The organism is Longimicrobium terrae, from assembly GCF_014202995.1.
Taxonomy (GTDB): Bacteria; Gemmatimonadota; Gemmatimonadetes; order Longimicrobiales; family Longimicrobiaceae; genus Longimicrobium; species Longimicrobium terrae.
The window spans coordinates 327,779-353,610 of record NZ_JACHIA010000005.1; the positions used below are offsets into that span (position 1 = coordinate 327,779).

Here is a 25,832-nt window from a genome sequence, read left to right on the forward strand (position 1 = left end):
TGATTCTTCACCCCGGGGCGGTGCTCACGCGCGGGCGGGGATGCGGTCCGCGGGAAGGACGAGCGGGAGCAGAAGCGCGGCCGCGAGCGCAAACCCGGCGCCGGCCAGAAACGCCGTCCTTGCATCGTACGTCTGCCAGAGCGCGCCGAACAGGACGCTGGCCGGCAGCGCCGCGATCCCGATGGCCGCGTGGTACGCGCCGAACGCGCTTCCCCGCAGCCCGTCCGGCGCCAACCCCGCCACCAGCGCCTTTTCCGGCGCTTCCGTCAATCCAAAGAACAGGCCGTACACCAGGAACAGCGCCCACACCTGCCACTGCGCGCCCGCCCAGGCGAAGCCCGCGTAGACGGCCGCGTACACCATCCACCCCGCGATGATGCTGCGCCGCGCGCCCCACCGGTCGCTGAGCCGCCCGCCCCACACGCTGAACAGCGCCTTGCTCACGTGCAGCGCAGCCCACAGAAGCGGGATCGCCGCGATAGCCACGCCGGCATCCTGCGCGCGCAGCAGCAGAAACGCGTCCGAGGCATTGCCCAGCGTAAACAGCGCCAGCACGGCCAGATAGCGCGGCAGCACGGGCCCCAGGTCGCGCAGGCGGGGCAGGGGCGCGGGCGCGGCCAGCGGGCCGGCCGGGCGCGCGGGGGCCGTTTCGCGCACCTTCCACAGCACCGCGCCCAGCGTCAGCAGGCCGGGAACGAGCGCCCAGGCGAACACCGTCCGCAGGTCGCCGGGATACACCAGCAGCAGCGCCGAGGCGATCAGTGGGCCGGCCACGGCGCCGGAGTGGTCCGCCGCACGATGGAGCCCGAACGCCGCGCCGCGCTGCTCCGCCGGTACGGATTCCGCCAGCAGCGCGTCCCGCGGCGCCGTGCGGATCCCCTTGCCCACGCGGTCCGCGATGCGCACCGCCAGCACGTGCCATCCCAGCGTCGCCACGGAAATCAGCGGCCGGCCCAGCGCCGCGATTCCGTAGCCCACGGCCGTGGGCCGCTTGCGCCGTCCGGTGCGGTCCGCCAGCCACCCGCTGGCCAGCTTCATGAGGCTGGACGCGCTTTCCGCCACGCCCTCCACCACGCCCACGAACGCGGCGCCCACCCCCAGCGTCCCCGTAAGGAACAGCGGGAGCAGGGGATAGATCATCTCGCTGGCGGCGTCGTTCAGGAACGACGTCACGCTCAGCCAGAGTACGTTTCCGCGCATCAGCCCGCGCGCGGAGGCCGGGGCGTCTTGCCCCGCCGGGGACTCAGGTGCAACCATTGTCAGTGTCCCCGGGGTCAGAGCCGTCCGCCGGATGCAGACCACATCACATCAGCACGAAAGCAAGATGCCTTCCCGCTCTCGATCCGTCTTCGCCGCGCTGGCCGCCGCCCTGCTGTGGGGCGCGCCCGCCGCCGCGCAGCAGCCCGACACCCTGCGCATGCAGACGGGCCGCAAGTATACGCGAATGCTGTACGCCTCGCACATGGACAGCCTCTACGCCCGTCTGGCGCCGCAGATGCGCGAGCGGGTGGGCACGGCGGAGCAGTTCGCCGCGTTCCGCACCCAGATGGGCGGGCAGATCGGCGACGAAACGGAAGTCGTGGCGGAGGAGATGGTGCCCGGGCCGCCGCAGGCGTTCGTCTACCGCCGCACCGCGCGCTTCAGCCGCGTGCAGGTGCCGGTGGAGATCATCTTCGCCACCGATTCGGCGGGGCTCATCCACGGCTTCAGCGTGCAGCCGCGCCGCGAGGCCGCGCCCAGCCGCTTCATGGACTACCAGACCAAGACGCCGCTGCGGCTTCCGTTCGACGGCGAGTGGTACGTGTTCTGGGGCGGGCGCACGCTGGAGCAGAACTATCACGCAATGACCAACATCCAGCGCTTCGCGTCCGACATCATCATCCGGCGCGACGGCAGTTCGCACACGGGTGACGGAAAACAGCTTGCCCAGTATTACTGCTACGGCCAGCCCATCCTGTCTCCCGCGGACGGTACGGTCGTTACGGCCGTCGACAGCTTCCCCGACCAGCAGATCGGCACCACCAACCGCGCCAACCCCGCGGGAAACCACATCATCGTGGATCACGGGAATTCGGAGTTCAGCATGCTGGCGCACCTGCGGCCGGGAAGCGTGGCCGTACGCCCGGGCGACCGCGTGCGCGCGGGGCAGAAGCTGGGCGAGTGCGGCAACAGCGGCAACACCAGCGAGCCGCACCTGCACTACCAGCTCCAGGACGGCCCCGTCTTTGGCCAGGCGGAGGGGCTTCCCGCCCTCTTTCGCGGCTACACGGCGGACGGCCAGCGGGTGGAGGTGGGGATGCCGGTGAAGGGGCAGACGGTACGGCAGTAGGGAAGAAAAGAAGGGCTCAGGATCAAGTGCTCAGGGACAAGTGCCCGGTTCCCGCGCGGGGGCCGGGCACTCTCATAATTCCGCCGTACGCTTCGCCCTCAGGAAGCCCCGATTCCCGGTACGAATCCTCCCCTCTCCGGGCGGAGGTCTGCACGGCGAAGGGCCCCGTCCGTCCCGCAAAAAGTGCCCGGCGCCCTCACTGGGCACCGGGCACTTCGGCACTGAGCACTTCTGTTCTATCTCAGTCCAGCAGCAGCAGCGCGATGATCACGCCCACCGCAACCGCGGCCACCGTGTACCACCAGCTCGTGCTTCCCGGAGGAGCATCGGCGTGCTTGGCCTCGGCCGCGGCCACCTGCTGGCGAACCTGGTCGCGCGAGGGGAACAGCTGCGCGTCCACGGTGGCCGCCGAGGTGGTGACGGGGGCCGAGACCGCGGGCGCCGCGTCCGAAACGGACTGCTGCGCGGCGGCGGGGGACGCGGCAAGCATCAGCGATGCCGCGAGCACCAGAAACTTCTTCATGGACGATTCCTCCGTACCAGGTGTCGATCATCCGCCCAGAGCCCGGGCGGCGCACCCGCGTCCATCGCAAGCGCCGTGCGCGGTCAGCGGGCGGAGTCGGCCGCCGCCTCGGCCGCCAGGCCCCGCAGCACCGCCATCAGCCGCGCCTCATCGCCCTTGAAGTGGTGCCCGCCGCGCAGCATCACCTCCGTCATGGGCGCGGTGCGCATGGCCGGGCACGCGGCCTTGTCGTCCCCCCGCGCCCAGATGCACAGCACGCGCAGGTCGCCCAGCCGCTCCACCTCCGGACGCGTGGCCCGGCTGGGCGCGCCGCTGGTGCCCCACCACTGCTCCAGCCGGAACTCGAACACCGCGTCGTGCGCCATGGCGATCAGCGCCACCCCGGCGATGCGCGCCCGCGTGTCCGGCGGCAGGCGGTTGATCTGGAACGGAAGTACGTCCGCGCCCATGCTGTAGCCCACCAGCAGAACCTTTTCGCGCCCCCAGCGCGCGGCGTAGTGGCGGATGGCCAGGTCCAGGTCGCGCGCCGTCTGCTCCGGCGTCTTGGGGCGCCAGTAGTAGCGCAGTGAGTGCCACACGGCCGAGGGCACGCCCTCCCCCTGCAGCTCCCGCCCGATGCGCCGCCCCAGCCCGCCCGTGGGCCCGTCGCCGGTGAGCACGATGGCGAACACGCGCCCCGTGTCATCCGCCACCGGCAGCTCCGCCAGCGGAAGCGAGCGCGCCCGCGTGGACACAGCGCCCGGCACCGGCGGAATGCGCACGCGGCTGCACGCCGCCGCCAGCCCCGCCGCGGCCGCAACGGCCAGCAGCGAGGCGGCGATCCGCACCCCGCGCCTCAACCGGGCCGCCCGCGGCGAAAGATGCCCCGGTAGCCGCCCGCGATCAGCGCCGACACATCCGCCGTCACCCGGGGCAGCGCCAGCCCGCCGGGGTACGCCAGGTAGCGCGGCTCCCACGCCGGGTGGAACTTCTCCTTGTAGGTGCGCAGCCCCTGAAAGTTGTACAGCGCCTCGCCCCGCTGAAACAGGAAGTTGCCGATGCGCGTCCACGCCGGCGCCACCGCCGACACCTCCAGCCCGGACAGCGGCGCCATCCCCAGGTTGAAGCGGCGGTAGCCCTCGTCCCGCCCCCACAGCATCAGGTGCAGAAGCAGCGCCTCCATCACGTTGCGCGGCGCGTCCGTCCGGTAGCGCATCAGATCCACCGAAAGCTCCGCCCGGTCCGGCCCCGGCCACACGGTGGCAAAGGCCACCAGCCGCCCGTCCTGCTCCACCAGCGCCACGGGAAAGCGCCGCGCGTACTCCGGCGAAAAAAATCCCAGCGAAAATCCCTTTTCCGCCGAGCGCTTCCCCCGCAGCCACTCGTCAGACACTTCGCGCAGCCGGGGCAGCAGCGCCGGCACCTCTTCCGCGGGGGCGATGCGGAAGGTCAATCCCGCCTTGGCAAAGCGGTTCAGCACCAGGCGGAACGGCTTGCGCTCCGCGCCGTCCATGTGGAACGACGGCAGATCCACGAACGCCTCTTCGCCCAGCTTGGCGAAGGTGAGCCCGAAGTCCGCGTACTGGTGCAGCCTTTCCTTCCCCACCTGGTAGAAGACGGGAACGCCGCCGTAGTCGTCGCACCGCTCAAAGAAGCGGCGGATGAGATCGGGAAAGGAGCGCGGGTCGCCCACCGGATCGCCCATGGCCACCCAGGTGCCGCCCTGCACCGCGTACATCAGAAACGCCTGCCCGTCATCGCTGAACATCACCGTCTTGTCCCGCAGATACACGAGGTAGGGGACGGTGGACGACTGCGACTGGATGAGCCGCGACGCGTTCTGCAGGTCCTCGTCCGACGGCAGCAGGATGCCGGCGGGGGCGGGCTTGAGGAGGCGGAGCACGCCGAACGCCAGCATCAGAACGATGGCCAGCATGGTGGCCCGCAGCGCGCGCGGAGCGTCCTGGTTCAGCGCGAACCGCCACCACAGCTCGTCGCTGTACTCCACGTGCTTGAAGGCAAAGAAGCCCAGCCACACCGCCGCGCCCACCACGGCGACGAGTCCGAACACCCATCCGGGGGAGAACTTGGCGGCAAAGAAGCCCGTGCGACGGTCAAAGGCGGGGCGGCTGGCGGCCAGGGCGACGAGGACGCCGGCCAGCATCGCGGCTTCCTCGTAGTCCGCGCCCTTCAGCAGCGACGCGCCGATCCCCGCGGCCAGCATCACCACGCCCAGGTAGTACGCCATGTCCAGCCGGCGCGCCACGCCGTTGCTCACGATCAGCAGTCCCACGCCCGCCACGCTGCCGATCAGGTAGCCCGCCTCCACCAGCACCAGCGGCAGGTGATGGTCAATCCACCGCAGCCGGTGCGCCTCGGTGGGCGTGGCGCCGGAAACGAGGAGCAGCGCGCCGCCCAGGAACATGAACATGGCCAGCACCCGCGGCGCCAGCTGCTGCGAAACGTTGCCGAACCAGGTGCCGAACCGCGCGAACTGCTGGCGGCGCAGGCGCACCTCGTCCGCCACCAGAATCACCAGCGCCACCGACAGCGGCGCGATGTAGTAGATGAGACGGTAGACGACGAGCGAGGAGATGATCTGGCTGGGCGTAAGGTACGGGCCCAGGAGGATGATCATCGTCCCCTCGAACACCCCCACGCCGCCGGGCACGTGGCTGATGAGCCCCACCAGCTGCGCGGCCATGAAGGCGCCCAGCAGCACGCCGAAGGTCAGCTCCGTGCGCGGCAGCAGGACGTAGAAGCCGGCGCCCGCCAGCGTCCAGTCCACCGTCGACAGCATGAACTGCAGGACGACGATGCGCGGCGGCGGCACGGGAATGGTCCACCGCCACACCCGCACCGGCTTGCGCCGCAGCACCGCCACGGAGATGTACAGCACCCCGATCCCGATGAGCGACCACCCGATGAGCGACACCAGCGCGGAGGGGAGCAGCGCGCTCATTCCCGGCGGCGGATCCAGCGCCATGCTGTATCCGGACAGCACCAGAAAGCCCAGCCAGAACGTGCCGCTGTAGAAGACGACGATGCGCGAGATCTCGTCCGCCGTCAGCCCCCACCGCGAGTAGAAGCGGTAGCGGACAGAGGTGCCGGAGATGATGGCGAACCCCACGTTGTTCGCCACCGCGTACCCCACGAACGAGGTGACCGCCACCTTCCAGTTGGGCCTGCGCCCCACGTACAGAAAGGCCAGCAGGTCAAAGCAGCAGAGAATGCAGTAGTTGATGGTGGTAAAGCCCATCGCCATCCACAGCGCCGACCCGGGCAGCGCGTGCATGGTCTGCCGGACCTCGCGGTAGCTCACGTCCTGCAGAGCCTTGTGCAGCACCCACACGGCGGCGGCAAACAGGGCCAGCCCCGCCAGCGGAGAAAGCCAGCGGAGCAGAACCGACGCCCGGGACGGAGATCCCTGCGGCGCGTCTACGGGCGGTGCGTCCGGTGCTTGAGTGTGGGCTTCCACGCGCGGCAGGACTGGGAAACGGACGGGGCGGGCAATATGGCGCCGCCACGGCGTCCGGGAAAGGACGCCGCCCGTGGTGAAAAAAACGCGCCGCAGGGTCGGCGGGGGCCGCCCGGCCGCCAGGATGCGGGTGCACCGATCCGCACATCACCGCTGCGACGGATGCACCGAAGCGGGCTGTCCTGCACCATTCCGGTGCACCCGCCGGACACCCTGAACCGGACGTTTATCCGCAAACCGTTGCGAAAAGGTAGTTTGCGATCCCGCTCCGGATGGGTCCCGCGCTTGCCTTGGATTGACGGCACTGCCCAACCGGGCCGCTCCGCACATCTGGCGGGCCGCCCGAATCTTCCTTCCGCGTTACCAGGAGATCTTCATGCGCCGCTCCCTCCCCTTCGCCGCCTTTGCCGCCGCCCTCGCGGTGGGGGCCTGCCAGGATGCGCAGCTCGCCACGCCGTCCGACGCCGCGCTTTCCCGCTCCGACAACGCGCCGCTGTACGTGGTGACCTTCAAGCCGGGCGTGGACGTGGACGCCGCCACCGGCGAACTGGCTCACGGCAACGGCCTGGCGGTGCGCTCGGTGCGGCACCACGCGGCACGCGGCTTTTCGGCGGTGATTCCGGAGGCGCGCCTGGCGCGGATCGCGGCGGACCCGCGGGTGGAGATCGTGGAAAAGGACTACGTGGTCACGCTGCGCCTTCCCGTGGAAGGGCAGGGCAAGCCCTCCACCGGCGGCGGCACCACGCAGACCACGCCCTGGGGCATCACCCGCGTGGGCGGCGCTGGCGACGGCACCGGCAAGACGGCGTGGATCCTGGATACCGGCATTGACCTGAACCACGCGGACCTCAACACCAGCCGCGCCTGCCACACGTACTTCGCGGGCACCAGCCCGGCGGACGGCAACGGGCACGGCACGCACGTGGCGGGCACCATCGCGGCCAGGAACAACGGGCAGGACGTGGTGGGCGTGGCGGCCAACGCGTACGTGTGCTCGGTACGCGTGCTGGGCAACAGCGGCAGCGGCAGCTACGCGGGCATCATCGACGGCATCAACTATGTGGCGGCCAACGGCGCCTCGGGTGACGTGGCCAACCTGAGCCTGGGCGGAAGCGGCACCAACGCCACGCTGGAAAAGGCCGTGCAGGACGTGGCGGCCAAGGGAATCCGCATGGTGCTGGCCGCGGGCAACGACGGGCAGAACGCCGCCAACTTCACGCCGGCGCGGGTGAACGGAAACAACATCTACACCATTTCGGCCATCGCCAGCAACGGGTGCATGGCTTCGTTCAGCAACTTCGGCAACCCGCCGGTGGACTTTGCCGCGCCGGGCGTGAGCATTCTGAGCACCCGCAAGGGCGGCGGAACCACCACCATGAGCGGCACCAGCATGGCCGCGCCGCACGTGGCAGGCATCCTGCTTCTGGGCGCGGTGCGTGGCGATGGCACGGCCACCTGCGATCCGGACGGCAGCCCGGACCCCATCGCGCACCGCTAAGCCGAACTCCTCGCCGCCGCGCTGCCCCGCGGCGGTCTGGACCTCAGCGCAACGACGGCCGGAGCCCCCACGGGCTCCGGCCGTTTCTTTTTGCGCCTGAGATGAGCAAAACCAAGTGATTACTGGCCTGTCGAAGCGGAAAGGTGTCCAGATTGGGGCTTGACGGAGATCCCCCGGTCGGCTAGACTGGTGTCGACAATAGCCCCCACGCCTAGACGCGGAGCAGCCATGCTCCGCGGACGCGCACCAGGGGGCTTTTTCTTTTCCGGCATGTGCGCCTGATCGCCGTGTCCACCACAAAGGCCGCCTACACCAAACCCGCGCTTTCCCCGCCGGATCTGCTGGCCCACCTGGCGTCCCGCGGGCTCGCCGTACCCCACCCGCTCAATGCGCTCCACGCGCTGGAGTACGTGGGGTACTTCCGGCTGCTCGTCTACATGCGGCCGTTCCAGATGGAGGATCCGGTCTCGGGCGTGCGGCGGTTCATCGCGGGCACGACGTTCGAGGACGTGCTCGCGCTCTACGACTTTGACCGCGAACTCCGGCTTCTGTGCCTGGACGCCGTCGAGCGGATCGAGGTAGCCCTTCGCGCGGCGGTCGCCAGCCAGGTGTCGGTTCCCGCCGGTCCCCACTTCTACCTGGAGCCGACGCACTTCGACCGGATCGACGCCTTTGTGGATTTCTATCAAACGGCCAGGAGGGAAGACCGGCACCTGACCGCAAGGCACTACCGCCGGCGATACCACACGCCCGAACATCCGCCCGTCTGGTCGATGATGGAAGCGAGTACGTTCGGGGTACTCTCGCGCCTGTTTTCCGGCCTGGCCGTCGGACATAGAAAGGCGATCGCCCTCCGCTTCGGCTTTGATGAAAAGGTGCTCTCGTCGTGGTTCCGGTCCATCAGTCTGGTACGGAACCTGTGCGCCCATCACGGCCGCCTGTGGAACGCGCCGATGCACGTGGATCAGCCCCTCGCCGCGACAAGGCTGCGTTCCGAGCAGACGCCGACGGATCACCTGTACGCACGTCTGGTGGCGCTCGCCGCACTGGTCGGGATGGTCGATCCCGATTCCGACTGGAAGCGCAGGCTGATCCGGCTGCTGTCGCGCTATCCATCTGTCCCCCTTGCGCCCATGGGTATCCCGGCCGGATGGGATCAGCGGCCATTCTGGCGCTGACCACACTGGGAGAACGGTGGCCGGAGCTGCGAGCCTCCCCCGCGCGTGCCCGGCGCTGACCTGTCCGCGCGAGCCGACCGTCCCTCGCGCGCCAGTGCCGCCGCCCCAGTCCGCGAAGGCGGACTTCGTGCTTTTCCAGCGGCGAATTCATTCGCTCCTGGATGGCGGACGCGCCGGACGCCGCCGCCTCGCACCGAGGCGTCCCCCCCCAGTCCGCGCAGGCGGACTTCGCGCCGTTGTTGCCGCGACTTCAGTCGCCCCAGCTCATCTGCCCCAGCCCCGCGATCCCGCCCCAACAAAAGAACGGGCGCGGTTGCCCGCGCCCGTCTTCATCCATCCATCTCCCTACGCGGCTTCGCCGATCTCGAACCGCTGCAGCGAGCGTACGCTGTACACCGCGATCGCGATCACCACGATCGCCCCCATGATCAGCGCCGTCTGCCCGGGAAGCGGCGCCGTAAAGAAGCTTCCGCGCACCGTGGCGATCGCGTCCGCCATCGCCAGCGTGTACTGGCGAATACTCAGCGCCCGCGTCCCGGCGAACAATCCGCCCAGCGTGCCCTCCCACATGATCACGTACAGCAGCCCCGCCACCAGCGCCCGCCGCGTGCGCAGGCTCAGCGCCACGAACAGCGCGCAGTACAGCACCCCGCCCGCCGCGATGGCGCAGGTAAAGCCCCACACCACGTTGGTGTGGTCCAGCCGGCCCAGCATCACCAGCCCCGTGGCGATCGTGGGCGGAAGGATGACGGCGGCCGTGGCCACCCCCGCCGCCAGCACGCGCGTCAGCACGATGCGCCACCGCGCGATGGGCTTGCCCAGCACGTACGTCACCGTGCCGTCCTCAATCTCCCCCCCGAACACCGACGTGCCGATCACCAGCGCGGCCAGCGGCAGCAGCACGGGAATGATCAGGCTCTGGTAGAACTCCAGCGTGTCCTTCATCCGCTCGTCGGGGGTGCCGGCGCTGAAGGCGCGGGCCAGCAGCGCCATCCCCACCGGAAGCCACGCCAGCAGCACTACCCACAGCGCCTTGCGGTTCCCCGTGAACTGGCGGAAGGCCACGGCGGCCAGCGTGCGTTCAATCGAAAGGTTCATCGCTTTACCAGGTAGCTGAAGACGCTTTCCAGCGATTCGTCCGTGGGGCGCAGTTCGTACAGCGTCACCCCCGCCGCGCGCGCCACCCGCGGCAGCGCCAGCGCGAACGAGCCGCGGTCCCCCGCGCGCACGGTGAGCACCTCGCCCAGCTCCAGCCCCTGCACCGAGGGCTCCGCCATCAGCGCGGCGGCCAGACGGCGGTCGTCGCTGCTGCTGAGCGTGTAGGTGTGCGGCCGGTCCGTCATCAGCCGGCGGATCTCGCGGAAGTGGCCCGACGCGGCCAAGCGTCCGGCCACCACCACCAGGACGTTGTTGGCCAGCTGGTCCAGCTCCTCCAGGATGTGCGAGGAGATCAGGATGGTCCGCCCCTCGTCGGCCAGGCGCTTGAGCAGCGACATCATCTGCATGCGCTGGGCGGGGTCCATTCCGTTGAACGGCTCGTCCAGCAGCAGAATGCGCGGGTCGTGCACCAGCGCGCCGGCGATCTTGGCGCGCTGCCGCATTCCCTTGCTGTATCCCCCGATGCGGCGGTGCATGGCCCCGCGCAGGTCCACCGTGTCCACCGCGCGCTCCGCCGCCGCGTCCGCGTCGGGCAGGCCGTGCAGCCGCGCGTTCATCCGCGCGAACTCGTACGCGGTCAGAAACGGGTACACGGCCTCGCGCTCGGGCACCAGCCCCACGTGGCGGTACACCTCGGGGTTCTTCCACGCCGTCATCCCCGCCACGCGCACCTCGCCCGCGGACGGCGCCAGAAAGCCCGCTATCATGTGCAGGATGGTGCTCTTGCCGGCGCCGTTGGGCCCCAGCAGCCCGGTGATCCCCGCGCCCAGGCTGAAGCTGATGTCGTTGACCGCCACCACGTTGCCGTACCAGCGCGACACGTTGCGCAGCTCCACCGCGGTGGCGGACGACGCCGGCGCGGCGGGCGCGGCGGCTTCCAACAATCCCACGCTCATGTGCGGATCCTCGAGTAGCGGTACAGCAGGATGCTGGTGAACAGGACGGCGATCCCAGCCACGGTGCCCAGGTACACGCCGGAGGGAAGGTGTGCCTGCGCGATCGGGTTGCCGCGCCCGGCCTCCTTGCCGAACAGCTCCAGAATGGCGCCCTGCACCACGAACACCGGGTTCAGCAGCAGCCCGTAGTCCGACGCCCGCGCCTCCAGCTCCGACAGGATCCCCGCGATGGCGAACGTCACCAGGTACAGCCCCAGCACCATGGCGCTGGCGATTCCCCGGCGCGACACCAGCGACGAAAGCGCGAGCGACAGCGTGCCCAGCACCGCCGCGGCCACCAGCCCCGCGCCCAGGATTGGGAGAAAGTTGCCGGACTCCGCCCGCACCGCCGCGCCGAAGTCCGTCGCCATTCCGAACCGGCCGATGAGGATGATGAACAGCGGCGTGAACGACAGGATGAACACCGCCGTGGCCATGGCGGCCAGCTTGGCGAGCGCGTAGTCGCTGGTGCGCAGCGCGCGGGAGAAGTAGAGCGGGAGCACGCGGTTGTGCTGGTCGCGGCTCACCAGTTCCGGGGCCTGCGCCGCGCAGAAGAGCGCCACGCTCACGCCCACCCATCCGAAGTAGTTGTGGTACTCGATCAGCTTTACGCCCTCGCCCAGCGTGGCGCCCACGGCCACCTGCAGCGCGGCGGGAAAGTTGATGACCGCGAACAGAAACCAGGGAATCCACAGCGACTTGATGCCGCGCCCCAGCCCGAAGGCGGTGCGCAGCGAGTGCGTGTACAGCGTGCGAAAAGCGTAGCCCCGCCCCAGCCGCGCGCCCTGGTAGTTGCGGTACCCGATGTCGTAGATGGTGCCGGCGACGGCGTCAGGCGCGAGCGGCATGCGCCTCCTGTGCGGTGGGGGTGGGCGATGCGGGGCGGAACAGCTCCTGAAGGCTGTGGCGGCGGCGCTCCATGCGCACCAGCGACAGTCCCAGCTCGGCCGCGCCGTCGCGGACGGCGTCGTACGGGCGGTCGTCGGCCAACGGCAGCAGAACGAGCGCGCCCTCGGTGCGGGCTTCCACGCCGGCGCGGGCCAGGTACGCCAGCAGCGCCTCCGTCCCCTCGTCCACCTCCACCGCCAGCAGGTGCTGCGAGCCGGTAAAGGAGTGCAGCGGGGCGGCGCTCTTCAGATGGCCGCCGTCGATGGCCACCAGGTATTCGCAGACGCGCTCGATCTCCCCCAGCAGGTGCGAGCTCACCATCACCGCGATGCCGAACTCCCTGCCGGTGCGGCGGATGAGCTCCAGCATCTCGTCGCGGCCGGCGGGGTCCAGGCCGTTGGTGGGCTCGTCCAGCAGCAGCAGGCGCGGATCGTGGACCAGCGACTGGGCCAGCTTCACGCGCTGCTTCATCCCCGTGCTGTAGCCGCCGATGAGCCGGTAGCGCTCTTCGTACAGCCCCACGTGGCGCAGCATCTCGGCGGTGCGCTCGCGCGCGGCGGCCTTGGGCAGCCCGCTCAGCCGGCCCATGTGCGACACGAAGTCCGTGGCCGTCATGTCCGGCGGAAGGCAGTCGTGCTCGGGCATGTAGCCCACCAGCTGGCGGATTTCAATCCCCCGCGTGCGGGTGTCCATGTCGAACACGCGCACGTCGCCGCGCGTGGGGTGCAGCAGGCCCAGCAGAGTCTTGATCAGGGTGCTCTTGCCGGCCCCGTTGGCGCCCACGAACCCGATGATTCCGGGCTCCAGCTCCAGCGAAAGGCCGTTCAGCGCGGTCACGCCGCCCGGGTAGGTGTGCGTGAGGTCGCGTACCGAAATCAGGGACATGCGTCCGTTTCAGTGATGCGGAGGGGAGGGGCGAGTGGCCGGATGGCAGAGAAGCCGTGCGGAGGTGAACGGGAAAGCTAGCGGCGGAGTTTCAGCCGCGCGAGGCTGGGCTTTCCCGTATGCGCGGTTTTTCGATGAGAATTGGATGATGAACGGCAACTGCCCTCATCCGGGCGATGCGGCGAGTGCCGGCACGCGGAAAACTCGGAAACTGCCCTCACGCGGGGGTCGCGGGGGTTCGCGGGGGTCGCGGGGGAACTGCGGGACGGGATCGCGAACTGTTGAATCCTTCAAGGCTGGAAGCCGCTCGCGGTAGAGGGCAGTCCCAATGGTTTCGCCGCCCTCGCGGTCGAGCGCACGACAAACGCGTCCACCACCTGTAGTTGCCGGTACGCCGAAAGGCGTCATCCTGAGACTCAGGATGACGCCTTGTGGCGTGAAGATCGAATGGCCGGGGTCGACGGCCGAGGCTGGTGAGGGCCGGGTCTTCCCGGCATCCCTCGCAAGTCCACAGAGCGTCGGGTGAGAAACGGAGCGGGGCCCGGCGATGGTCGCCGGGCCCCGCTTCTATCTCATCCGGTGCGGTCAGAAGCCCGGAGGATCACCCTGGCGCGAGCCGCCGCCGTGCTCGGTCGGCGGATCGGCCGGCTTGGTGTCTTCCGTCATCTTGGGCCACGTGGTGCCGCTGGCCCCGGGAACGCTGCTCCCCGTCGATCCCGCGCCCGTGGATCCCAGTCCGGACGATCCCGTCGATCCGAATCCCGAGGAGCCGGTTCCCGCCGAGCCCGTGCCGGCCGAGCCGAGGCCCGATCCGCCGCCCGTGGATCCCAATCCCGAAGAGCCCGCGCCGGAGCCGAACGCGGAGCCCGCGAGCGGATCGGTGGACGCGGTGCCGGCCGTGCCCACGTCCGGCGACAGGCCGCTGGAGGCCGCCGGCGTGTTGTGCGCGCCGGTGGTGCCCGTGGCGCCCGGCGTGGTGCTGGTGGACGACGGCGACGGCGAGCCGGAACCGCCGGCCGCGCTGGCGTGGCGCGCCTCGGTGCGCTCCGCCCGCTCGTCGAACTCGCGCCGCAGGCCGTCCAGCGCGCCCTGAATGCGCGTAAGCAGCCCGTCGATGCGCGGCTGCACGTCGGCGATGAACTCGTCCACCCGCGGACGGGCCCGGTCGCGCGCGTCCTGAATGGTCGGCTTGAACTGCTCCACCGCGCCATCCACCCGCGTCTCCAGCTCTTGGAACGCCTGCTTGATCTTGGGCCGCAGATCGCCGAACAGCGACTCCAGCTTGGCGTTGATCTCGCCGAACGGATCGTGCCCGCCACCCGTCGATCCGGTCGAACCCGCCGATCCAGCGGAGCCCGTCGATCCGGTCGATCCACCGTACCCGGCAGAGCCCGCCGAGCCGGTTTCCGCAGAACCGGACGCGTTACCGGAGCCCATGCCGGGGCCGCCGTCGGTGCGGCCGGCGGGGATGGCGTGGCCGCCCAGTTCCGCCGCCGCTTCCGAGCCGGAAATGGGGTTCACCGTGCCGCCGGAGCCGCCCGTGATGCCGCTGCTGTGCCCGATGGGCTCGCCCGAGCCGCCGGCCGGTCCGCCCGTGCCGCCGGTTCCACCGGTGCTGCCGGAGCCGTAGGGGTTCTGATCCATGGATGATTCTCCGTGTGGGCCTGTGCTGCCTGGCCGCCGGCGGATGCCGGCGCCCGGGGGACTACGTTGCCACTGAGACAGGGTTTCGCAACGCACCGCCCGTGCCGCGCACCCCGGCCTTTCGCCCGTTCCCCCGCGCCCGTAGACTGGCGGGCCGGATGGTTTCCCTTTTCCGCACCTTTCCCGCGCCCGGATTTCCCATGCGCATGGCACCGCTGCTGGCCCTTCTGGCGCTCGCCGCACCCGCGGCCGCGCAGTCCGGCACTCCCCGGTCAGGAGAACGCATGCTCGTCGTCGCCAACAAGCAGGACGCGACCGCCTCGCTCATCGACCCCCGCTCCGGCACCACGGTGGCCACGCTCCCCACCGGCACCGGCCCGCACGAGGCCGCCGTGAGCCACGACGGGCGCTGGGCCGTGGTCAGCGACTACGGCGACCGCACGCCCGGCGGCACGCTCACGGTCATCGACCTCGATTCGCGGACGGTGGCGCGAAAGATTGATCTGTCGCCGCACCGCCGGCCGCACGGCGTCGCCTTTCTTCCCGGCGACCGCACGCTGGCCGTGACCTCCGAATCCAGCCAGGCGGTGCTGATGGTGGACTTCGCCTCCGGCGCGGTGACGGCCATCCCCACCGGGCAGGCGGGCTCGCACATGCTGGCCGTATCGCCGGACGGCGCCACCATCTACACCGCCAACGTGGGCGGCGGCAGCGTGACGCGTATCGACATCGCCACCAAAGAGGCCCGCACGGTTTCCGTCGCGCCGCGGACGGAGGGGATCGGGCTGTCCGCGGACGGCGCGCAGGTGTGGGTGGGGAGCAACGACCAGAACACCGTCACCGTGCTGGACGCGCGCACGCTGGCGGCCCTCGACACGCTCCCCGCGCCCGGGCTCCCTTACCGCGTCAACGGCGGCGGCAGGTGGATGGTGGTCAGCAATCCCATGAACAGCACGGTGCGCGTGTTTGACGCGGCCAGCCGCGCGCAGGTGGCGGAAATCCGCATTCCGCTGGACCCGGCGCGCGCGGTGCCGCAGGCGCAGGGGAGCGCCGGGCCGGTGGGCGGCGTGGTGACGGCGGATGGAGCCACGGCGTACATCGCGCTGCAGGGGATGAACGCGGTGGCGGAAATCGACCTGGTCCGTCACACGGTGGTGCGCGTGCTCCCCACGGGCGCGGGGCCGGACGGCATTGCGCTCGCCGTGCGCCGCTGAGGCGCGCGTTCTCGACAGAAGTGGCCGGGCGCGCCATATTCCCGGCGCACCGCCGCATGCGCGCGGCGCGCGTACTCCGTGAATTCAAGGACGATACCTACGATGGCGACCGTTGACCTTTCCACCGCCGGCGTCCCGCTGACGGTTCTGAACGACGACGAGCAGGCCTTCCGCGACGCCGTCCGGCAGTTCGCGGAAGACGAGGTCCGCTCGCGCGTGACGGAGATGGACGAGCACCAGAAGATGGATCCCACGCTGATCCCCCAGTTCTTTGAGCTGGGGCTGATGGGCATTGAAGTGCCCGAGGAGTTCGGGGGCACTGGCGCCTCGTTCTTTACCGCCGCGCTGGTGGTGGAGGAACTGAGCCGCGTGGACGCCAGCGTGGGCGTGATGGTGGACGTGCAGAACACGCTGGTGAACAACGCCTTCCTGCGCTGGGGCTCGGACGACCTGAAGGCGAAGTACCTGCCGCAGCTGTGCGCCGAAAAGGTGGGTGCCTACGCGCTGTCCGAGGCCGGCTCCGGCTCCGACGCGTTCGCGCTGGCCACCCGCGGCGTCAAGGCGGACGGCGGCTACCGGATCACTGGCCGCAAGCTGTGGATCACCAACGGCGCCGAAGCGGAAATCTTCATCATCTTCGCCAACGTGAACCCCGAGGCGGGCTACAAGGGGATCACGGCGTTCATCGTGGAAAAGAGCTTCGACGGCTTCTCCGTCGGCAAGAAGGAAGACAAGCTCGGCATCCGCGCGTCGTCCACCACCGAGCTGGTGCTTGAGGACGTGTTCGTGCCGGACGAGAACGTGCTGGGCGAGGTGGGCAAGGGGTACAAGACGGCCATCGAGACGCTGAACGAGGGCCGCATTGGCATCGGCGCGCAGATGATCGGCATCGGGCAGGGCGCGCTGGACGCCACGGTGAAGTACGTGCAGGAGCGCGAGCAGTTCGGCAAGCGCATCGGCGACTTCCAGGGCGTGCAGTTCCAGATCGGGCAGATGGCCACGGAGCTGGAGGCCGCGCGGCTGATGGTGTACAACGCGGCCCGCCTCAAGGACGCCGGCATGCCCTTCCTGCACGAGGCGGCGATGGGCAAGCTGTTTTCGTCGCAGGTGGCGCAGCGCATTGCGTCCACGGCGGTGGACCTGTTTGGCGGATACGGCTTCACCCGCGAGTACCCGGTGGAGAAGTTCTACCGCGACAGCAAGATCGGCAGCATCTACGAAGGCACCAGCAACATGCAGCTGCAGACCATCGCCAAGAACCTGATGAAGTAGTCAGGATCGGCGGTTCCGCTGGATGCTGGACGGCCACGCTCTCCGAGCGTGGCCGTTTTCGTTGCCGCTCAACAGCAGGCTTGCGCATGTTCACTATCTTGGGCATTGTTCACCCATGAATGAACAATCACGTTCACTACGTGATGAACCGGGCGACTCTCATTGAACGATCAAGGCGCGATCGCTGACGCCGACAAACTCGCCGCTCTCGGGCTTTTGAAGCAGGCGCTGAGTCCCGAGTGCCGCGTCATCAGCCGCGAAACGGCCGCGGATGGGCACAACGGCGAGATCTATCGCGGGGAAGATGAATCGCCGATTCACCTGCGGCTGCGAAGGTGGTCCGCGGAAGCGGCGCCGTCCGACGATCCCGAAACGGTGTGGGTTCTGAGCAGCGGGCGTCCCGCCACGCTGCGGATGCTGCGGGAGCAGCGGCAGAACTTCGTCGCGCTCACCGGGGCCGCGCGGCTCGTGAACCGGTGGCTGTACCTGGACCGGACGGACCTTGAGCCGGCTGAACGGTCACCCTCCATCCCCAAGCGCTTTCAGCCGTTCGCGGATCGCAACTCGCTCGTCGTGCGAACGCTGCTGGCGCACCCCGGGCGAACATGGGGCGTGCGCGAACTCGCACAGGAATCGGAAGTCGCGCTCGGAACCGCATCGGGCGTGGTTCGCGCGCTCGCGGAGACGGGCGCCCTTCGCGCGGAGCCATCCGGACGAAAGCTGGAGGTCCGGGTGGATGATCCGCGTCCGCTGCTGAAGCGGTGGTTCGCCGCGTACTCGTGGGAGCGGAACGAGCGCGCCGCCTATCACGCACCGATGGGAGATCCGGAGCGCTTCATCCAGCGCCTCCCGAAGCTTCTGGATGGACAGCAGTGGGCCCTGACGATGCAGGCAGGCGCGTCACGCGTGGCGCCGCATGCAGCGTGGGACCGGGTGCACATCTATGTGGCGGTTGACCAGGCCGCAGACCTGCGGATCGGAAGCGACCTGGGCTGGCAGCCCGCGCTCGATGGGCGCGTGGTGCTGATGCGGCCCTGGTACAGGGACAGCGTGTGGCACGGGCTTCAGATGCGGAACAAGATCCCCGTCGTCAGCACGGTTCAACTCCTGGTAGATCTGTGGCACTATCCCCTGCGCGGCCGCGAACAGGCCGAGCATCTGCTGGACGCCGTTCCCCTCACTGCCTGATGGAGCAGCAGGATCTGGAGAGGGTGCTTCGCACCATCCTCGCCGAATTGCGGCCGTATGCGTCCGACCTCGTCCTGATCGGGGGGTGGGTGCCGTACCTGTACCGCCACTACGGTGGTTTTACCGCATGGAGCGGCGCCGATACGCTGACCTTTGAACTCGATCTGCTGGTGCCGCAACCGCTGCCCGTGGAAGGCCGAACGAGCATCGCCCTTCTGCTGGGCGATGCCGGCTTCCGGCCCGCTTCTGATGCGAGTGCCGCGGCCGTTTGGGTGCGGGATGTGGCGCGGGGCGAAAAGATCGAGTTCATCGTCTCGCACCAGGGCACCGCCCGCAACCAGGGCAGGTTCGTAGCTCTGCGGGAGCAGCCCGGCGTGGCGGCGATTCCGCTGGTCGACTTGGATGTGCTCGCCGATCACACGCAGACGCTGACGCTCCCGCCCGCGGCCGGGCTGCCCGCCGTGGAGGTTCGGGTTCCCACGCTGGGCGCATACGCGCTGAACAAGGCACTGACTTTCATCCGGCGCGGGGACCGGGCGGAGACCGGCTCGCCCAAGATGGCGAAGGATCTGCTTTACCTGGGCGACCTGCTGGCTCCGGGCGGGGAAGTCGTATCCAGAATCGAACGCGACCTCGGCGCCATCGCGCAGACTTCCAGCCGCAACGCCGAGCGGGTTTACTCGGCCGCCACGAATGTTGGGTGGGTGATCAATGGTCACCTTCGCGAAAAGCTTTCCCCGGCAGCCCGCATGATGATGGAGCGCGTGTCCGCGATCAGCCAAGCTGCGGCGGAAGCCCGGCTGGAAGGATTTCTGCGGGATTTTCACGAGATCCTGATGGAGTGTGCCAACCGGTACGCGCCCAGCGAAATCGGAAGATCCGACGATTGGGATGAGATGTGACACGAGCCGAGAAAAGTCGTGCCTGAACGCTCTCCCTGTTGGAAGGAATTGAATTTGCCGGACTAGCGGCGGAGAGCCTCACTGAGCTGCTGTGAGGCTTCACGCCTGCACCAACCAGCAGGTACGGCGCCGAACTTCATCGAATCCGTATGACTGCTGTCGCGTGGAGAGTCGTGCTTGCGTTCATCCATGCTTCGCGCCAGTATTGAAGCGATTCGGAAATGTGACTTGAAGCGAGAGCGACGACGTGTATCATAGAAGCGGAGTGGTCTTTGGGAGCGGGCACCGGAACGGAATGATAGGCGGCGGCAGCCGCAGCCGGGGCGGCATTTTCGCCGGAAGCGGTAATCGCAATGGCGGCGGCAGCCTTGGAGGCGGTACGCGCACCGCTGATGGTCATCTCGGTAGCGGAGGCGGCCGGATGAGCGGTGATCGCCGCGGCAACGGCATGGGTCACACCGGTAGCGGGACGTGATTGGCGGTGGGAATGGCTGGAGTCGCGCGGGCGTGATCGTTGGATCGGGCACTCGCCTTGGTGGCGGAACTTGCGGGAGTGATCAGCGCGTCCTCCCGGCGGCTGTTGTCCACCGCTGATGCCACGGTTCTCTGGTTGATTGTCTGTGGGGATCGCAAGTGGGGTATTGGTTGTTCAGTCTCAATGCAGCCATCACGCACTGAGCTGACACAGTCCCGATCACACTCTTCGATAGCGATTACGCCAAAAGCCGCAGATCAGAACGGCCACGCTCTCCGGGCGTGGCCATTTTGTTTGCGTCGCCATGCAGCGCATGTTCTTTAATCCTGTTCGGTTTGCCGGAGAGTGAGCAATCATGTTCATTCCACAGCAGCAGCGGCGCACTCGTCAGGGCCTTGATTTCGGACACTATATACAGCAGAATTGGACAATCCGTGGTTTTGACCTCAACTGGACGGCGGTGCATGCATCAGAGAAATGGAACGCTCTTCGGAAGCGGCAACCGTGGCGTCGGAATGTTCGGCTCCGGTACTCGCAACTTCGCGGGAACTCTCGGCGGGAGCGGTAACCGCAGCGGTGGAGGGTTCGGCTCCGGAACCCGCACAGCGGGTGGAACGCTCGGTGGGAGTGGAAACCGCAGTGCGGGCTGGCTGGGCGGAAGCGGGAACCGTTGCGGCGGCGTCACGTTTGGCAGCGGCAACTAACTTTGATGTAGGGATGCTGAGAGCACGGGCCAGGTTGGATGTGGTACGTAACCGGCCGGGAACGCAGGCCCAGCGGAGGGACATACTGAGAACGGCCACGCTGCGAAGCGTGGCCGTTCTCATTCCGTCATGACTGCGCAGGAACTACCGGGTGAGCGTACCCGATCGCGTTTCGTAGCCGGCGACGCGCGTCCAAGCGTGCGAGGTGCCGCTGGGACGGATGGCCCAGAAGTCGAAGTCGGCGTAGCGCCGGTCGCCAGCGGCGTTCAGCGCGGCCCATCCCGTGGCGCCGTGGTAGCTGCTGGCCGCCTGCGCATACCGCGCGGCGAGCGAATCCACATCCACGCCGTCGCGCGAGGTGATGTACGCCAGCGCCGCCACCCGCACCGCGTCGTACACGGCGAGCGCGAAGGCGTCGGGGGCGTTGCCCGCGCGCTGCTGAATGCGCTGCGCGATGGGCTCCCAGCTGGTGCGCGCCGTCAGGTCCAGGCCGAATAGCGCGGAGGGAAAGCCCACGGTTTCCGCGAACGAAACCGCCGCGGGGCGGGCCGTGAGCGCGCTGCTCTGCGCGATGCCGTCCGCGCCGTACCACCGCACCGAGGCGAGCACCGGGTCCGCGGCCGCCGCGGTGAAGACGTCGGCGATCTCGTCGAATCCGGCCAGGTACACGCCCACCTCGCTCGCGGGACGGGTGGCCAGCGCGGCTCGCACCTGCGTGCCCAGCGCGGCGATCGTCGCGGTGAAGCTGGTCGTCGTGGCGCCGTATTCCACGCCGCTGGAGACGGTGCCGCCGCGGGCCGCAAAGGCGCGTCGCGTAGCCACGTGCAGCCCCTGGTTGCCCGCGTCCGCGCGCCACACGGGGATCAGCGTGCGGATGCCGTCGCCGTACGCCAGCGCGGCCGAGGCGACGCCCTCCAGGCTGTCCGCGGCGGTAAAGCGAAAAATGTGGTCACCGGCGATGGCCAGCGATCCGGCCGTGCTGGACTGGCTGACGATGAGCACCGGGTTGGCGTCCACGTACGGCTTGATGGCCGCCAGTTCCGCGCTGCTCTGCGGCCCGATGATGATCTGCACGCCGTCGCCGCGCATCGACTGCACGGCGGCCAGCGCGGCCGCCGGGTCCAGCTTGGTGTCGCGCACGTCCGCCACGAACGTCACGCCTGAACCGGCGGCCTGCGCGTTGGCGTCCTCGATCGCCAGTTCCAGCGCGGCCTTGCTGGTGACGCCCAGCGACGACCAGTTGCCCGTCAGCGAAAAGATTCCGCCGATGGTGACCTCGCGCCGATTACTGGTGCCGGTGCTGTCGTCGCACGCGCCGGCCGCCATCAGCGTGACGGCCATCGCGGCGAGCGCGCCGGCCCTGCGCAGAAGCGGGCGGCTGGTATCCATGATCTTCACTCAGGTCCTTTGGAGTAGGGAGCCGCGACGATGGGAGGCAACGTCAACCAGCAGCAACAAACGTTTGGTTTCAACCGGCGATGCTAGGAGTGCATTGTTCCACGACGAGGTTCAATTTCGGAGCAATTTGTCCGTTAGGATGGAGAACCCCTTCTGCCGCTGCTTCTCTGAGACGGCTTCGGCTCTAGTCACATCATCTCGAACTCGCTCCGCCGGTTGGTCTATGAGAAACCACATCAGACTGGGCAACATATCTCGCCGAGCTTTGCCACTTATCTCTTTCAAACCAACGATCTGAGCGAACTGGCGAATATCTTCGGCTTGGGGAAGGATTGTTCCTTCTTTGAGGCGAGAGTAGAACTCGTTGAGTAAACGATACTTTCCTTCATCCTGTGGTTGAAGGGCTTTAAGGGCTTCAGACACAGTAGGCCTACGTTCACCTTTTGTCCGGCTCGCCCCTAGGCGTGGTTCCTCCGCTCCTTGTTGTCCGACTCTCTTCGATTCTCTGTTCAACGCTGCTTGGACTCGCTGAACACCGTAATGGCGAACCAGCAAAGATAGCAGCTCATCCAACAAAGCGGGGTTGCGCGTGCTTCTCATAGTGCAATCCTCTTCCAAAACTCTCGGGCGAAAGCAGAAAACTCCCGCTTCACGATTGTATGGGTGCCCTTGGTACTGCCGATTGGCATCCCATCCCGTGCCGCACGGAAGTAGGAATCGGAGTGGGGAATGTCGTTCTCGAACACGTACCAGCCATACTGAATTGCTTTTGCTTGCACATCACTGCGTGACAGCTGGTGCTCCCGTTTCTCGTTACCTCGAACAAAGTCGTTGAAGACGAGCCCTGCCACTTCGAGCACCTTGTCGTCATGCCGCACTTCAAAGCTCCTGATACTGCGGTTAAGCAGCGGGAAACCGATGGATGCCAAGAACTCTGCGCGAATTGGAACTAGCAGGTATCGACTACAATGGTATGCAGCGTCCGTGAGGATTGAGTCAGTTGGTGAACAGTCGATGACAATGAGGTCGTAGTTCATCTCGATTTTCGCAACAAACCTGGCGAGGAGTGTCTCCTTCCCAGTTGGATTTCTCAGAGTCCAAGACAACTCCAAGCGCGAGGGCACAAGATCCAAAAGACTCCCATCACCGTACGCCACCCGATTGTAGATAACGCTCGAGGGATCAAGCTGCTTGGGGCTGCCACTTGCCGTACCCGTGGGCGTGAACTGTTCAAAAATATCCGCTACTGTAGCCCCATTGGCGTCGAGATAGTCAACATAGCTCTGAGGCGACATCACTGATTGACTGGCATTCGCTTGGGGGTCGAGATCTATAAGCAGCACTTTCTTATCTTGTTCCAGCACAGCGTGCCATGCGAGCTGAGTAGCGAGCGTTGTCTTGCCCACTCCACCTTTCATGTTGACAAACAGCCATGTAGACCTCGCCAGGTTTAAATGATGATTCAAAAGCACTATCTGCGAAAGTGCGTCCCCAACAAACTCGAGCGTACAGCCGTGTGAAACTGACTGGTGGTTCCGATAGGCCGATTGACGTTCAGCGCCGGTACTCGACGTGAAAGTTCGGGCCCAGTTCCGCGCGGACGGCGGCCAGCGCCTCCTCCGCCGCGGCGCGGAACCGGTCATCCTCCTCCGCCGACCACGGGCTGGGGCCGGCGGGGTCGTCCCCGTCCAGCGCCCCGTCGTGCCAGCGCGACAGCTCATCCAGCCGCGCCAGCATGCCGGGCGAGAGTGGCAGGCGCTCGTCGATGTGGCCGACGTCGAACGCGTCGCGCGTCGCGTCGTCGTCGCACCAAAGGCACCCGCCGCCCCACTCGAACATCAGCTTCAGCTTGTACTTGGGCATCATCCCTCTCCGAAATCCAAGTGTGCCGCCGGTGACGTCAGATGTCCTTGGGCCACTCGCCGTCCCAGGCGACGACGCGGGCGAAGGCGGCTTCTCCGCCCTGGAACTTCCACGGGAAGCAGCCGATGATCAGCCGGCGGTTCTGCAGCTCCGGGGCGCTGATCTCGCCGCCCAGGTTTTCGATGTGCATGCAGTTGTGCCCGAACAGCTTGTTGTGCGTAAGCTGGTAATCCTCATCCGGAAACAGCCGCGCCACCGCCTCGGGCCCGCCGAACTTCTTTTCCGCCGCGGCGCGTACGCGGTCGCAGTGGCCGTGCATCCCCTTGCCCAGAAAACGGCCGATGGGCAGGTCCATGGGGTGATCGGTACTCACCACGTCCACGCCCCAGATGTGGATTTCCTTGTCCAGCAGCCACTGCACCATGTCGGGGTGCGCGCCGGGGTGCATGTGGATGTACTTCTCCTCATCCGCCTGATCGCCCCACTGCGCATGGCGGTGCCAGCCCGTGTGCAGCAGCAGAATGTCGCCCTTCTTGACCTCCACGCGCGATTCGATCATCTCCGGCGTGTACAGGCCCAGTTCGTCCATCTCGTCGCTCAGATTCACGATCACGCCCGGCCCGCACAGCCAGTTCATGGGGATCTGGTCGATGGTCATGCCGTTGGTCACAAAGTGCCGCGGCGCATCCAGATGCGTGCCCATGTGGTTGCTGGTCTGGATGTACTGCGCGTTCACCCCGTGCTCCGCCTTGCGCTTGATGTACTTGACCTCGAACGGCGGATAATACGGCCAGAACGGCGCCTGCTCGTTCAGCGGCTGCGACAGGTCGTAGGTCTTCATCGAGTTTCCGGGGAGCGTGGGGGATGGGATGCGTCGGCCGCGGCGGGCCGGATGGATTCGGTTGATGAACTTCGTTCGGGCGATGGCCGGCGTCGCGCCGAGGCTGGGAACGGGCGACTGAAGTCGCGCCAACAACGGCGCGAAGTCCGCCTGCGCGGACTGCGGCCGCGGACCAGGGGGCGCTCCGATGACGATCGGCGCGTCCGCCGTCCAGGAGCGAATGAATTCGCCGCTGGAAAAGCACGAAGTCCGCCTGCGCGGACTGTGGCCGCGGGCCGCGGCGCGTCACAGACATTGCCGGTCGGGCCGCCCGCTTCCGCGCAGTGCGGCGCGGGCAACGGGCGCTGACGCGGGAATGCGCGGCCGAGGCGGGGCGGGACCGCCGTTACAGCGCCAGGCGGGCCTTTTCCGCGGCGCGGGGAAGGGCGCGGCGGATGAGGACGTCGACGAGTTGCCGGCGGTAGGCGGGCGTCGCGTGGATGTCGCCGGGCGGATCCACGTCCGTCTGCGATGCGGTGGATGCGGCGGCGCGGATGGCGTCTTCCGTAAGCACCTGGCCGATGAGCGCCGCCTCCGCGTTCGCGGCCAGCACCGGGCCCTCGCCCACGCTCAGCAGCGCGATGCGCGCGGACAGGCAGCGCCCGTCCGCATCCACCCGCACGCGTGCCGCCACGCCCGCCAGCGCAAAGTCGCCGTGTCGGCGGGAAACCTCATCAAAGGCAAAGCCGGTCCCGGGCTCCGCGGCGGGGATCTCGATCTCCACCAGCATTTCCTCGGGCTCCAGCGCGGTGCCGAACAGGCCGGTGTAGAAGTCCGCCGCCTCCACCGTCCGCGCGCCGCCCGGCCCGCGCAGGTGCAGCCGCGCGCCCAGCGCCACGATGACGGCGGGGAGCTCCGCCGCCGGGTCCGCGTGCGCAATGCTGCCGCCCACGGTGCCGCGGTTGCGGATCTGCGCGTGCGCCACCCACGGCAGCGTTTCCGTGATCAGCGGCGCGCGCGCGGCGATCACGGTGCTGCGCTCCGCCACCCGCTGCCGCACCATCGTCCCGATCCGCACGCCGCCGTCTGATTCGGTTATGGCGTCCAGCCCGGGAATGCGGTTCAAGTCGATGAGCACCGCCGGCTGTGCGAGCCGAAAGTTCATTGCGGGAACCAGGCTCTGCCCGCCGGCCAGCAGCTTGGCGTCATAGCCGTGCTCCGCCAGCAGCGCGATCGCCTCGTCCACGCTGTCCGGCCGGTGATACGCGAACGGTGCGGGCTTCATCGTGTCGTCCGGGAGGTGGTGCCGCGGCTCAGCAGCCAGAGCGCGGTCCCGCCGATGGCCAGGAGTTCCGCGGCTTGGTACGCAGAGTCCAGCCACGGCGCCGCCGGGCGGGACACGGCGGGATCGGCAAAGATCAGCGGAAGGACCTGGAACAGTCCAAGCACGACGGCAACCGCCAGGAGCAGCAGTCCGGAGAGGATTCGCATGTTCGGCTGG

The 25,832-nt window shown here is 68.2% G+C and carries 24 protein-coding genes; 7 read left to right on the plus strand and 17 right to left on the minus strand.

Annotated elements, in window-relative coordinates; genetic code table 11:
* Positions 1-24: 24 nt before the first annotated feature.
* A complete protein-coding gene (locus HNQ61_RS11535; RefSeq protein WP_205761479.1) occupies positions 25-1,200 on the minus strand; it encodes an MFS transporter in 1,176 nt (391 codons plus the stop codon).
* Between the two features lie 124 nt (positions 1,201-1,324).
* Here HNQ61_RS11535 and HNQ61_RS11540 point away from each other — a divergent pair, with 124 nt between their 5' ends.
* On the plus strand, positions 1,325-2,329 hold the full coding sequence (locus tag HNQ61_RS11540; protein ID WP_170034649.1) for a M23 family metallopeptidase: 1,005 nt from the start codon (positions 1,325-1,327) through the stop codon (positions 2,327-2,329).
* A gap of 241 nt (positions 2,330-2,570) precedes the next feature.
* On the opposite strand, the gene HNQ61_RS11545 is transcribed toward HNQ61_RS11540, so the two are convergent.
* The 3 genes from HNQ61_RS11545 to mprF all read right to left on the minus strand — a co-directional run bounded on the left by HNQ61_RS11545 (position 2,571) and on the right by mprF (position 6,309).
* Positions 2,571-2,852: a hypothetical protein gene (locus tag HNQ61_RS11545; RefSeq protein ID WP_170034651.1), complete on the minus strand. Its 282-nt coding sequence runs from the start codon at positions 2,850-2,852 to the stop codon at positions 2,571-2,573.
* An 83-nt stretch (positions 2,853-2,935) separates the two neighbouring features.
* Entirely contained in the window at positions 2,936-3,679 is a 744-nt protein-coding gene (locus tag HNQ61_RS11550; protein WP_170034653.1) for an AcvB/VirJ family lysyl-phosphatidylglycerol hydrolase, read from the minus strand.
* Positions 3,680-3,687: 8 nt separating this feature from the next.
* Complete coding sequence (gene mprF, locus HNQ61_RS11555; RefSeq protein ID WP_170034654.1) at positions 3,688-6,309, minus strand: bifunctional lysylphosphatidylglycerol flippase/synthetase MprF; 2,622 nt, start codon at positions 6,307-6,309, stop codon at positions 3,688-3,690.
* A gap of 376 nt (positions 6,310-6,685) precedes the next feature.
* Between mprF and HNQ61_RS11560 the strand changes: the two genes are divergently transcribed.
* Positions 6,686-7,807 (plus strand): S8 family serine peptidase, encoded by a 1,122-nt coding sequence (locus HNQ61_RS11560; protein ID WP_170034656.1) that lies wholly within the window; start codon positions 6,686-6,688, stop codon positions 7,805-7,807.
* 272 nt (positions 7,808-8,079) lie between these two features.
* Positions 8,080-8,985 carry an Abi family protein gene (locus tag HNQ61_RS11565; RefSeq protein ID WP_170034658.1) on the plus strand — a complete coding sequence of 302 codons (906 nt, stop codon included), beginning with the start codon at positions 8,080-8,082 and terminating at the stop codon, positions 8,983-8,985.
* Positions 8,986-9,330: 345 nt separating this feature from the next.
* Here HNQ61_RS11565 and HNQ61_RS11570 read toward each other — a convergent pair whose 3' ends face one another.
* The 5 genes from HNQ61_RS11570 to HNQ61_RS11590 all read right to left on the minus strand — a co-directional run bounded on the left by HNQ61_RS11570 (position 9,331) and on the right by HNQ61_RS11590 (position 14,495).
* Entirely contained in the window at positions 9,331-10,083 is a 753-nt protein-coding gene (locus HNQ61_RS11570; protein WP_170034659.1) for an ABC transporter permease, read from the minus strand.
* A complete protein-coding gene (locus tag HNQ61_RS11575; RefSeq protein ID WP_170034661.1) occupies positions 10,080-11,039 on the minus strand; it encodes an ABC transporter ATP-binding protein in 960 nt (319 codons plus the stop codon). Before HNQ61_RS11575 ends, HNQ61_RS11570 begins: the two co-directional genes overlap by 4 nt.
* Positions 11,036-11,926: a hypothetical protein gene (locus tag HNQ61_RS11580; protein ID WP_170034663.1), complete on the minus strand. Its 891-nt coding sequence runs from the start codon at positions 11,924-11,926 to the stop codon at positions 11,036-11,038. Before HNQ61_RS11580 ends, HNQ61_RS11575 begins: the two co-directional genes overlap by 4 nt.
* Positions 11,910-12,851 (minus strand): ABC transporter ATP-binding protein, encoded by a 942-nt coding sequence (locus HNQ61_RS11585; RefSeq protein WP_170034665.1) that lies wholly within the window; start codon positions 12,849-12,851, stop codon positions 11,910-11,912. Before HNQ61_RS11585 ends, HNQ61_RS11580 begins: the two co-directional genes overlap by 17 nt.
* A gap of 585 nt (positions 12,852-13,436) precedes the next feature.
* Positions 13,437-14,495 (minus strand): apolipoprotein A1/A4/E family protein, encoded by a 1,059-nt coding sequence (locus HNQ61_RS11590; protein ID WP_170034667.1) that lies wholly within the window; start codon positions 14,493-14,495, stop codon positions 13,437-13,439.
* A gap of 200 nt (positions 14,496-14,695) precedes the next feature.
* Here HNQ61_RS11590 and HNQ61_RS11595 point away from each other — a divergent pair, with 200 nt between their 5' ends.
* The 4 genes from HNQ61_RS11595 to HNQ61_RS11610 all read left to right on the plus strand — a co-directional run bounded on the left by HNQ61_RS11595 (position 14,696) and on the right by HNQ61_RS11610 (position 19,071).
* A complete protein-coding gene (locus HNQ61_RS11595) occupies positions 14,696-15,709 on the plus strand; it encodes a beta-propeller fold lactonase family protein (protein WP_170034669.1) in 1,014 nt (337 codons plus the stop codon).
* 102 nt (positions 15,710-15,811) lie between these two features.
* Positions 15,812-16,981 (plus strand): acyl-CoA dehydrogenase, encoded by a 1,170-nt coding sequence (locus HNQ61_RS11600; RefSeq protein WP_170034671.1) that lies wholly within the window; start codon positions 15,812-15,814, stop codon positions 16,979-16,981.
* Positions 16,982-17,197: 216 nt separating this feature from the next.
* Positions 17,198-18,169 (plus strand): type IV toxin-antitoxin system AbiEi family antitoxin, encoded by a 972-nt coding sequence (locus tag HNQ61_RS11605; protein ID WP_170034672.1) that lies wholly within the window; start codon positions 17,198-17,200, stop codon positions 18,167-18,169.
* Positions 18,169-19,071 carry a GSU2403 family nucleotidyltransferase fold protein gene (locus tag HNQ61_RS11610; protein ID WP_170034674.1) on the plus strand — a complete coding sequence of 301 codons (903 nt, stop codon included), beginning with the start codon at positions 18,169-18,171 and terminating at the stop codon, positions 19,069-19,071. The genes HNQ61_RS11605 and HNQ61_RS11610 overlap by 1 nt, the downstream gene beginning before the upstream one ends.
* A 713-nt stretch (positions 19,072-19,784) precedes the next feature.
* On the opposite strand, the gene HNQ61_RS11615 is transcribed toward HNQ61_RS11610, so the two are convergent.
* From HNQ61_RS11615 to HNQ61_RS11650, 8 genes are all read right to left on the minus strand, one after another.
* Complete coding sequence (locus HNQ61_RS11615; protein ID WP_170034676.1) at positions 19,785-19,955, minus strand: hypothetical protein; 171 nt, start codon at positions 19,953-19,955, stop codon at positions 19,785-19,787.
* 439 nt (positions 19,956-20,394) lie between these two features.
* Positions 20,395-21,639 carry an ABC transporter substrate-binding protein gene (locus HNQ61_RS11620; protein ID WP_240978718.1) on the minus strand — a complete coding sequence of 415 codons (1,245 nt, stop codon included), beginning with the start codon at positions 21,637-21,639 and terminating at the stop codon, positions 20,395-20,397.
* A gap of 120 nt (positions 21,640-21,759) precedes the next feature.
* A complete protein-coding gene (locus HNQ61_RS11625) occupies positions 21,760-22,071 on the minus strand; it encodes a hypothetical protein (RefSeq protein WP_170034678.1) in 312 nt (103 codons plus the stop codon).
* A gap of 173 nt (positions 22,072-22,244) precedes the next feature.
* Positions 22,245-23,120 carry a ParA family protein gene (locus HNQ61_RS11630; protein ID WP_420816067.1) on the minus strand — a complete coding sequence of 292 codons (876 nt, stop codon included), beginning with the start codon at positions 23,118-23,120 and terminating at the stop codon, positions 22,245-22,247.
* An 82-nt stretch (positions 23,121-23,202) separates the two neighbouring features.
* Positions 23,203-23,511 (minus strand): hypothetical protein, encoded by a 309-nt coding sequence (locus HNQ61_RS11635; protein ID WP_205761486.1) that lies wholly within the window; start codon positions 23,509-23,511, stop codon positions 23,203-23,205.
* Positions 23,512-23,548: 37 nt separating this feature from the next.
* Positions 23,549-24,352, minus strand: coding sequence for a cyclase family protein (locus HNQ61_RS11640; RefSeq protein WP_170034681.1), 804 nt, complete (start codon positions 24,350-24,352; stop codon positions 23,549-23,551).
* A 385-nt stretch (positions 24,353-24,737) separates the two neighbouring features.
* On the minus strand, positions 24,738-25,616 hold the full coding sequence (locus HNQ61_RS11645) for an FAD binding domain-containing protein (protein ID WP_170034682.1): 879 nt from the start codon (positions 25,614-25,616) through the stop codon (positions 24,738-24,740).
* Positions 25,613-25,822 (minus strand): hypothetical protein, encoded by a 210-nt coding sequence (locus HNQ61_RS11650; RefSeq protein ID WP_170034683.1) that lies wholly within the window; start codon positions 25,820-25,822, stop codon positions 25,613-25,615. The genes HNQ61_RS11645 and HNQ61_RS11650 overlap by 4 nt, the downstream gene beginning before the upstream one ends.
* Between the last annotated feature and the right edge of the window lie 10 nt (positions 25,823-25,832).

What these genes read in the sequence shown, in the direction of transcription:
- HNQ61_RS11535 (WP_205761479.1), bottom strand. Translation starts at nt 1,200, where the DNA reads ATGCGCGGAAACGTACTCTGGCTGAGCGTGACGTCGTTCCTGAACGAC.
- HNQ61_RS11540 (WP_170034649.1), top strand. Translation starts at nt 1,325, where the DNA reads ATGCCTTCCCGCTCTCGATCCGTCTTCGCCGCGCTGGCCGCCGCCCTG.
- HNQ61_RS11545 (WP_170034651.1), bottom strand. Translation starts at nt 2,852, where the DNA reads ATGAAGAAGTTTCTGGTGCTCGCGGCATCGCTGATGCTTGCCGCGTCC.
- HNQ61_RS11560 (WP_170034656.1), top strand. Translation starts at nt 6,686, where the DNA reads ATGCGCCGCTCCCTCCCCTTCGCCGCCTTTGCCGCCGCCCTCGCGGTG.
- HNQ61_RS11570 (WP_170034659.1), bottom strand. Translation starts at nt 10,083, where the DNA reads ATGAACCTTTCGATTGAACGCACGCTGGCCGCCGTGGCCTTCCGCCAG.
- HNQ61_RS11575 (WP_170034661.1), bottom strand. Translation starts at nt 11,039, where the DNA reads ATGAGCGTGGGATTGTTGGAAGCCGCCGCGCCCGCCGCGCCGGCGTCG.
- HNQ61_RS11580 (WP_170034663.1), bottom strand. Translation starts at nt 11,926, where the DNA reads ATGCCGCTCGCGCCTGACGCCGTCGCCGGCACCATCTACGACATCGGG.
- HNQ61_RS11585 (WP_170034665.1), bottom strand. Translation starts at nt 12,851, where the DNA reads ATGTCCCTGATTTCGGTACGCGACCTCACGCACACCTACCCGGGCGGC.
- HNQ61_RS11590 (WP_170034667.1), bottom strand. Translation starts at nt 14,495, where the DNA reads ATGGATCAGAACCCCTACGGCTCCGGCAGCACCGGTGGAACCGGCGGC.
- HNQ61_RS11595 (WP_170034669.1), top strand. Translation starts at nt 14,696, where the DNA reads ATGCGCATGGCACCGCTGCTGGCCCTTCTGGCGCTCGCCGCACCCGCG.
- HNQ61_RS11600 (WP_170034671.1), top strand. Translation starts at nt 15,812, where the DNA reads ATGGCGACCGTTGACCTTTCCACCGCCGGCGTCCCGCTGACGGTTCTG.
- HNQ61_RS11610 (WP_170034674.1), top strand. Translation starts at nt 18,169, where the DNA reads ATGGAGCAGCAGGATCTGGAGAGGGTGCTTCGCACCATCCTCGCCGAA.
- HNQ61_RS11620 (WP_240978718.1), bottom strand. Translation starts at nt 21,639, where the DNA reads ATGGATACCAGCCGCCCGCTTCTGCGCAGGGCCGGCGCGCTCGCCGCG.
- HNQ61_RS11635 (WP_205761486.1), bottom strand. Translation starts at nt 23,511, where the DNA reads ATGCCCAAGTACAAGCTGAAGCTGATGTTCGAGTGGGGCGGCGGGTGC.
- HNQ61_RS11640 (WP_170034681.1), bottom strand. Translation starts at nt 24,352, where the DNA reads ATGAAGACCTACGACCTGTCGCAGCCGCTGAACGAGCAGGCGCCGTTC.
- HNQ61_RS11645 (WP_170034682.1), bottom strand. Translation starts at nt 25,616, where the DNA reads ATGAAGCCCGCACCGTTCGCGTATCACCGGCCGGACAGCGTGGACGAG.
- HNQ61_RS11650 (WP_170034683.1), bottom strand. Translation starts at nt 25,822, where the DNA reads ATGCGAATCCTCTCCGGACTGCTGCTCCTGGCGGTTGCCGTCGTGCTT.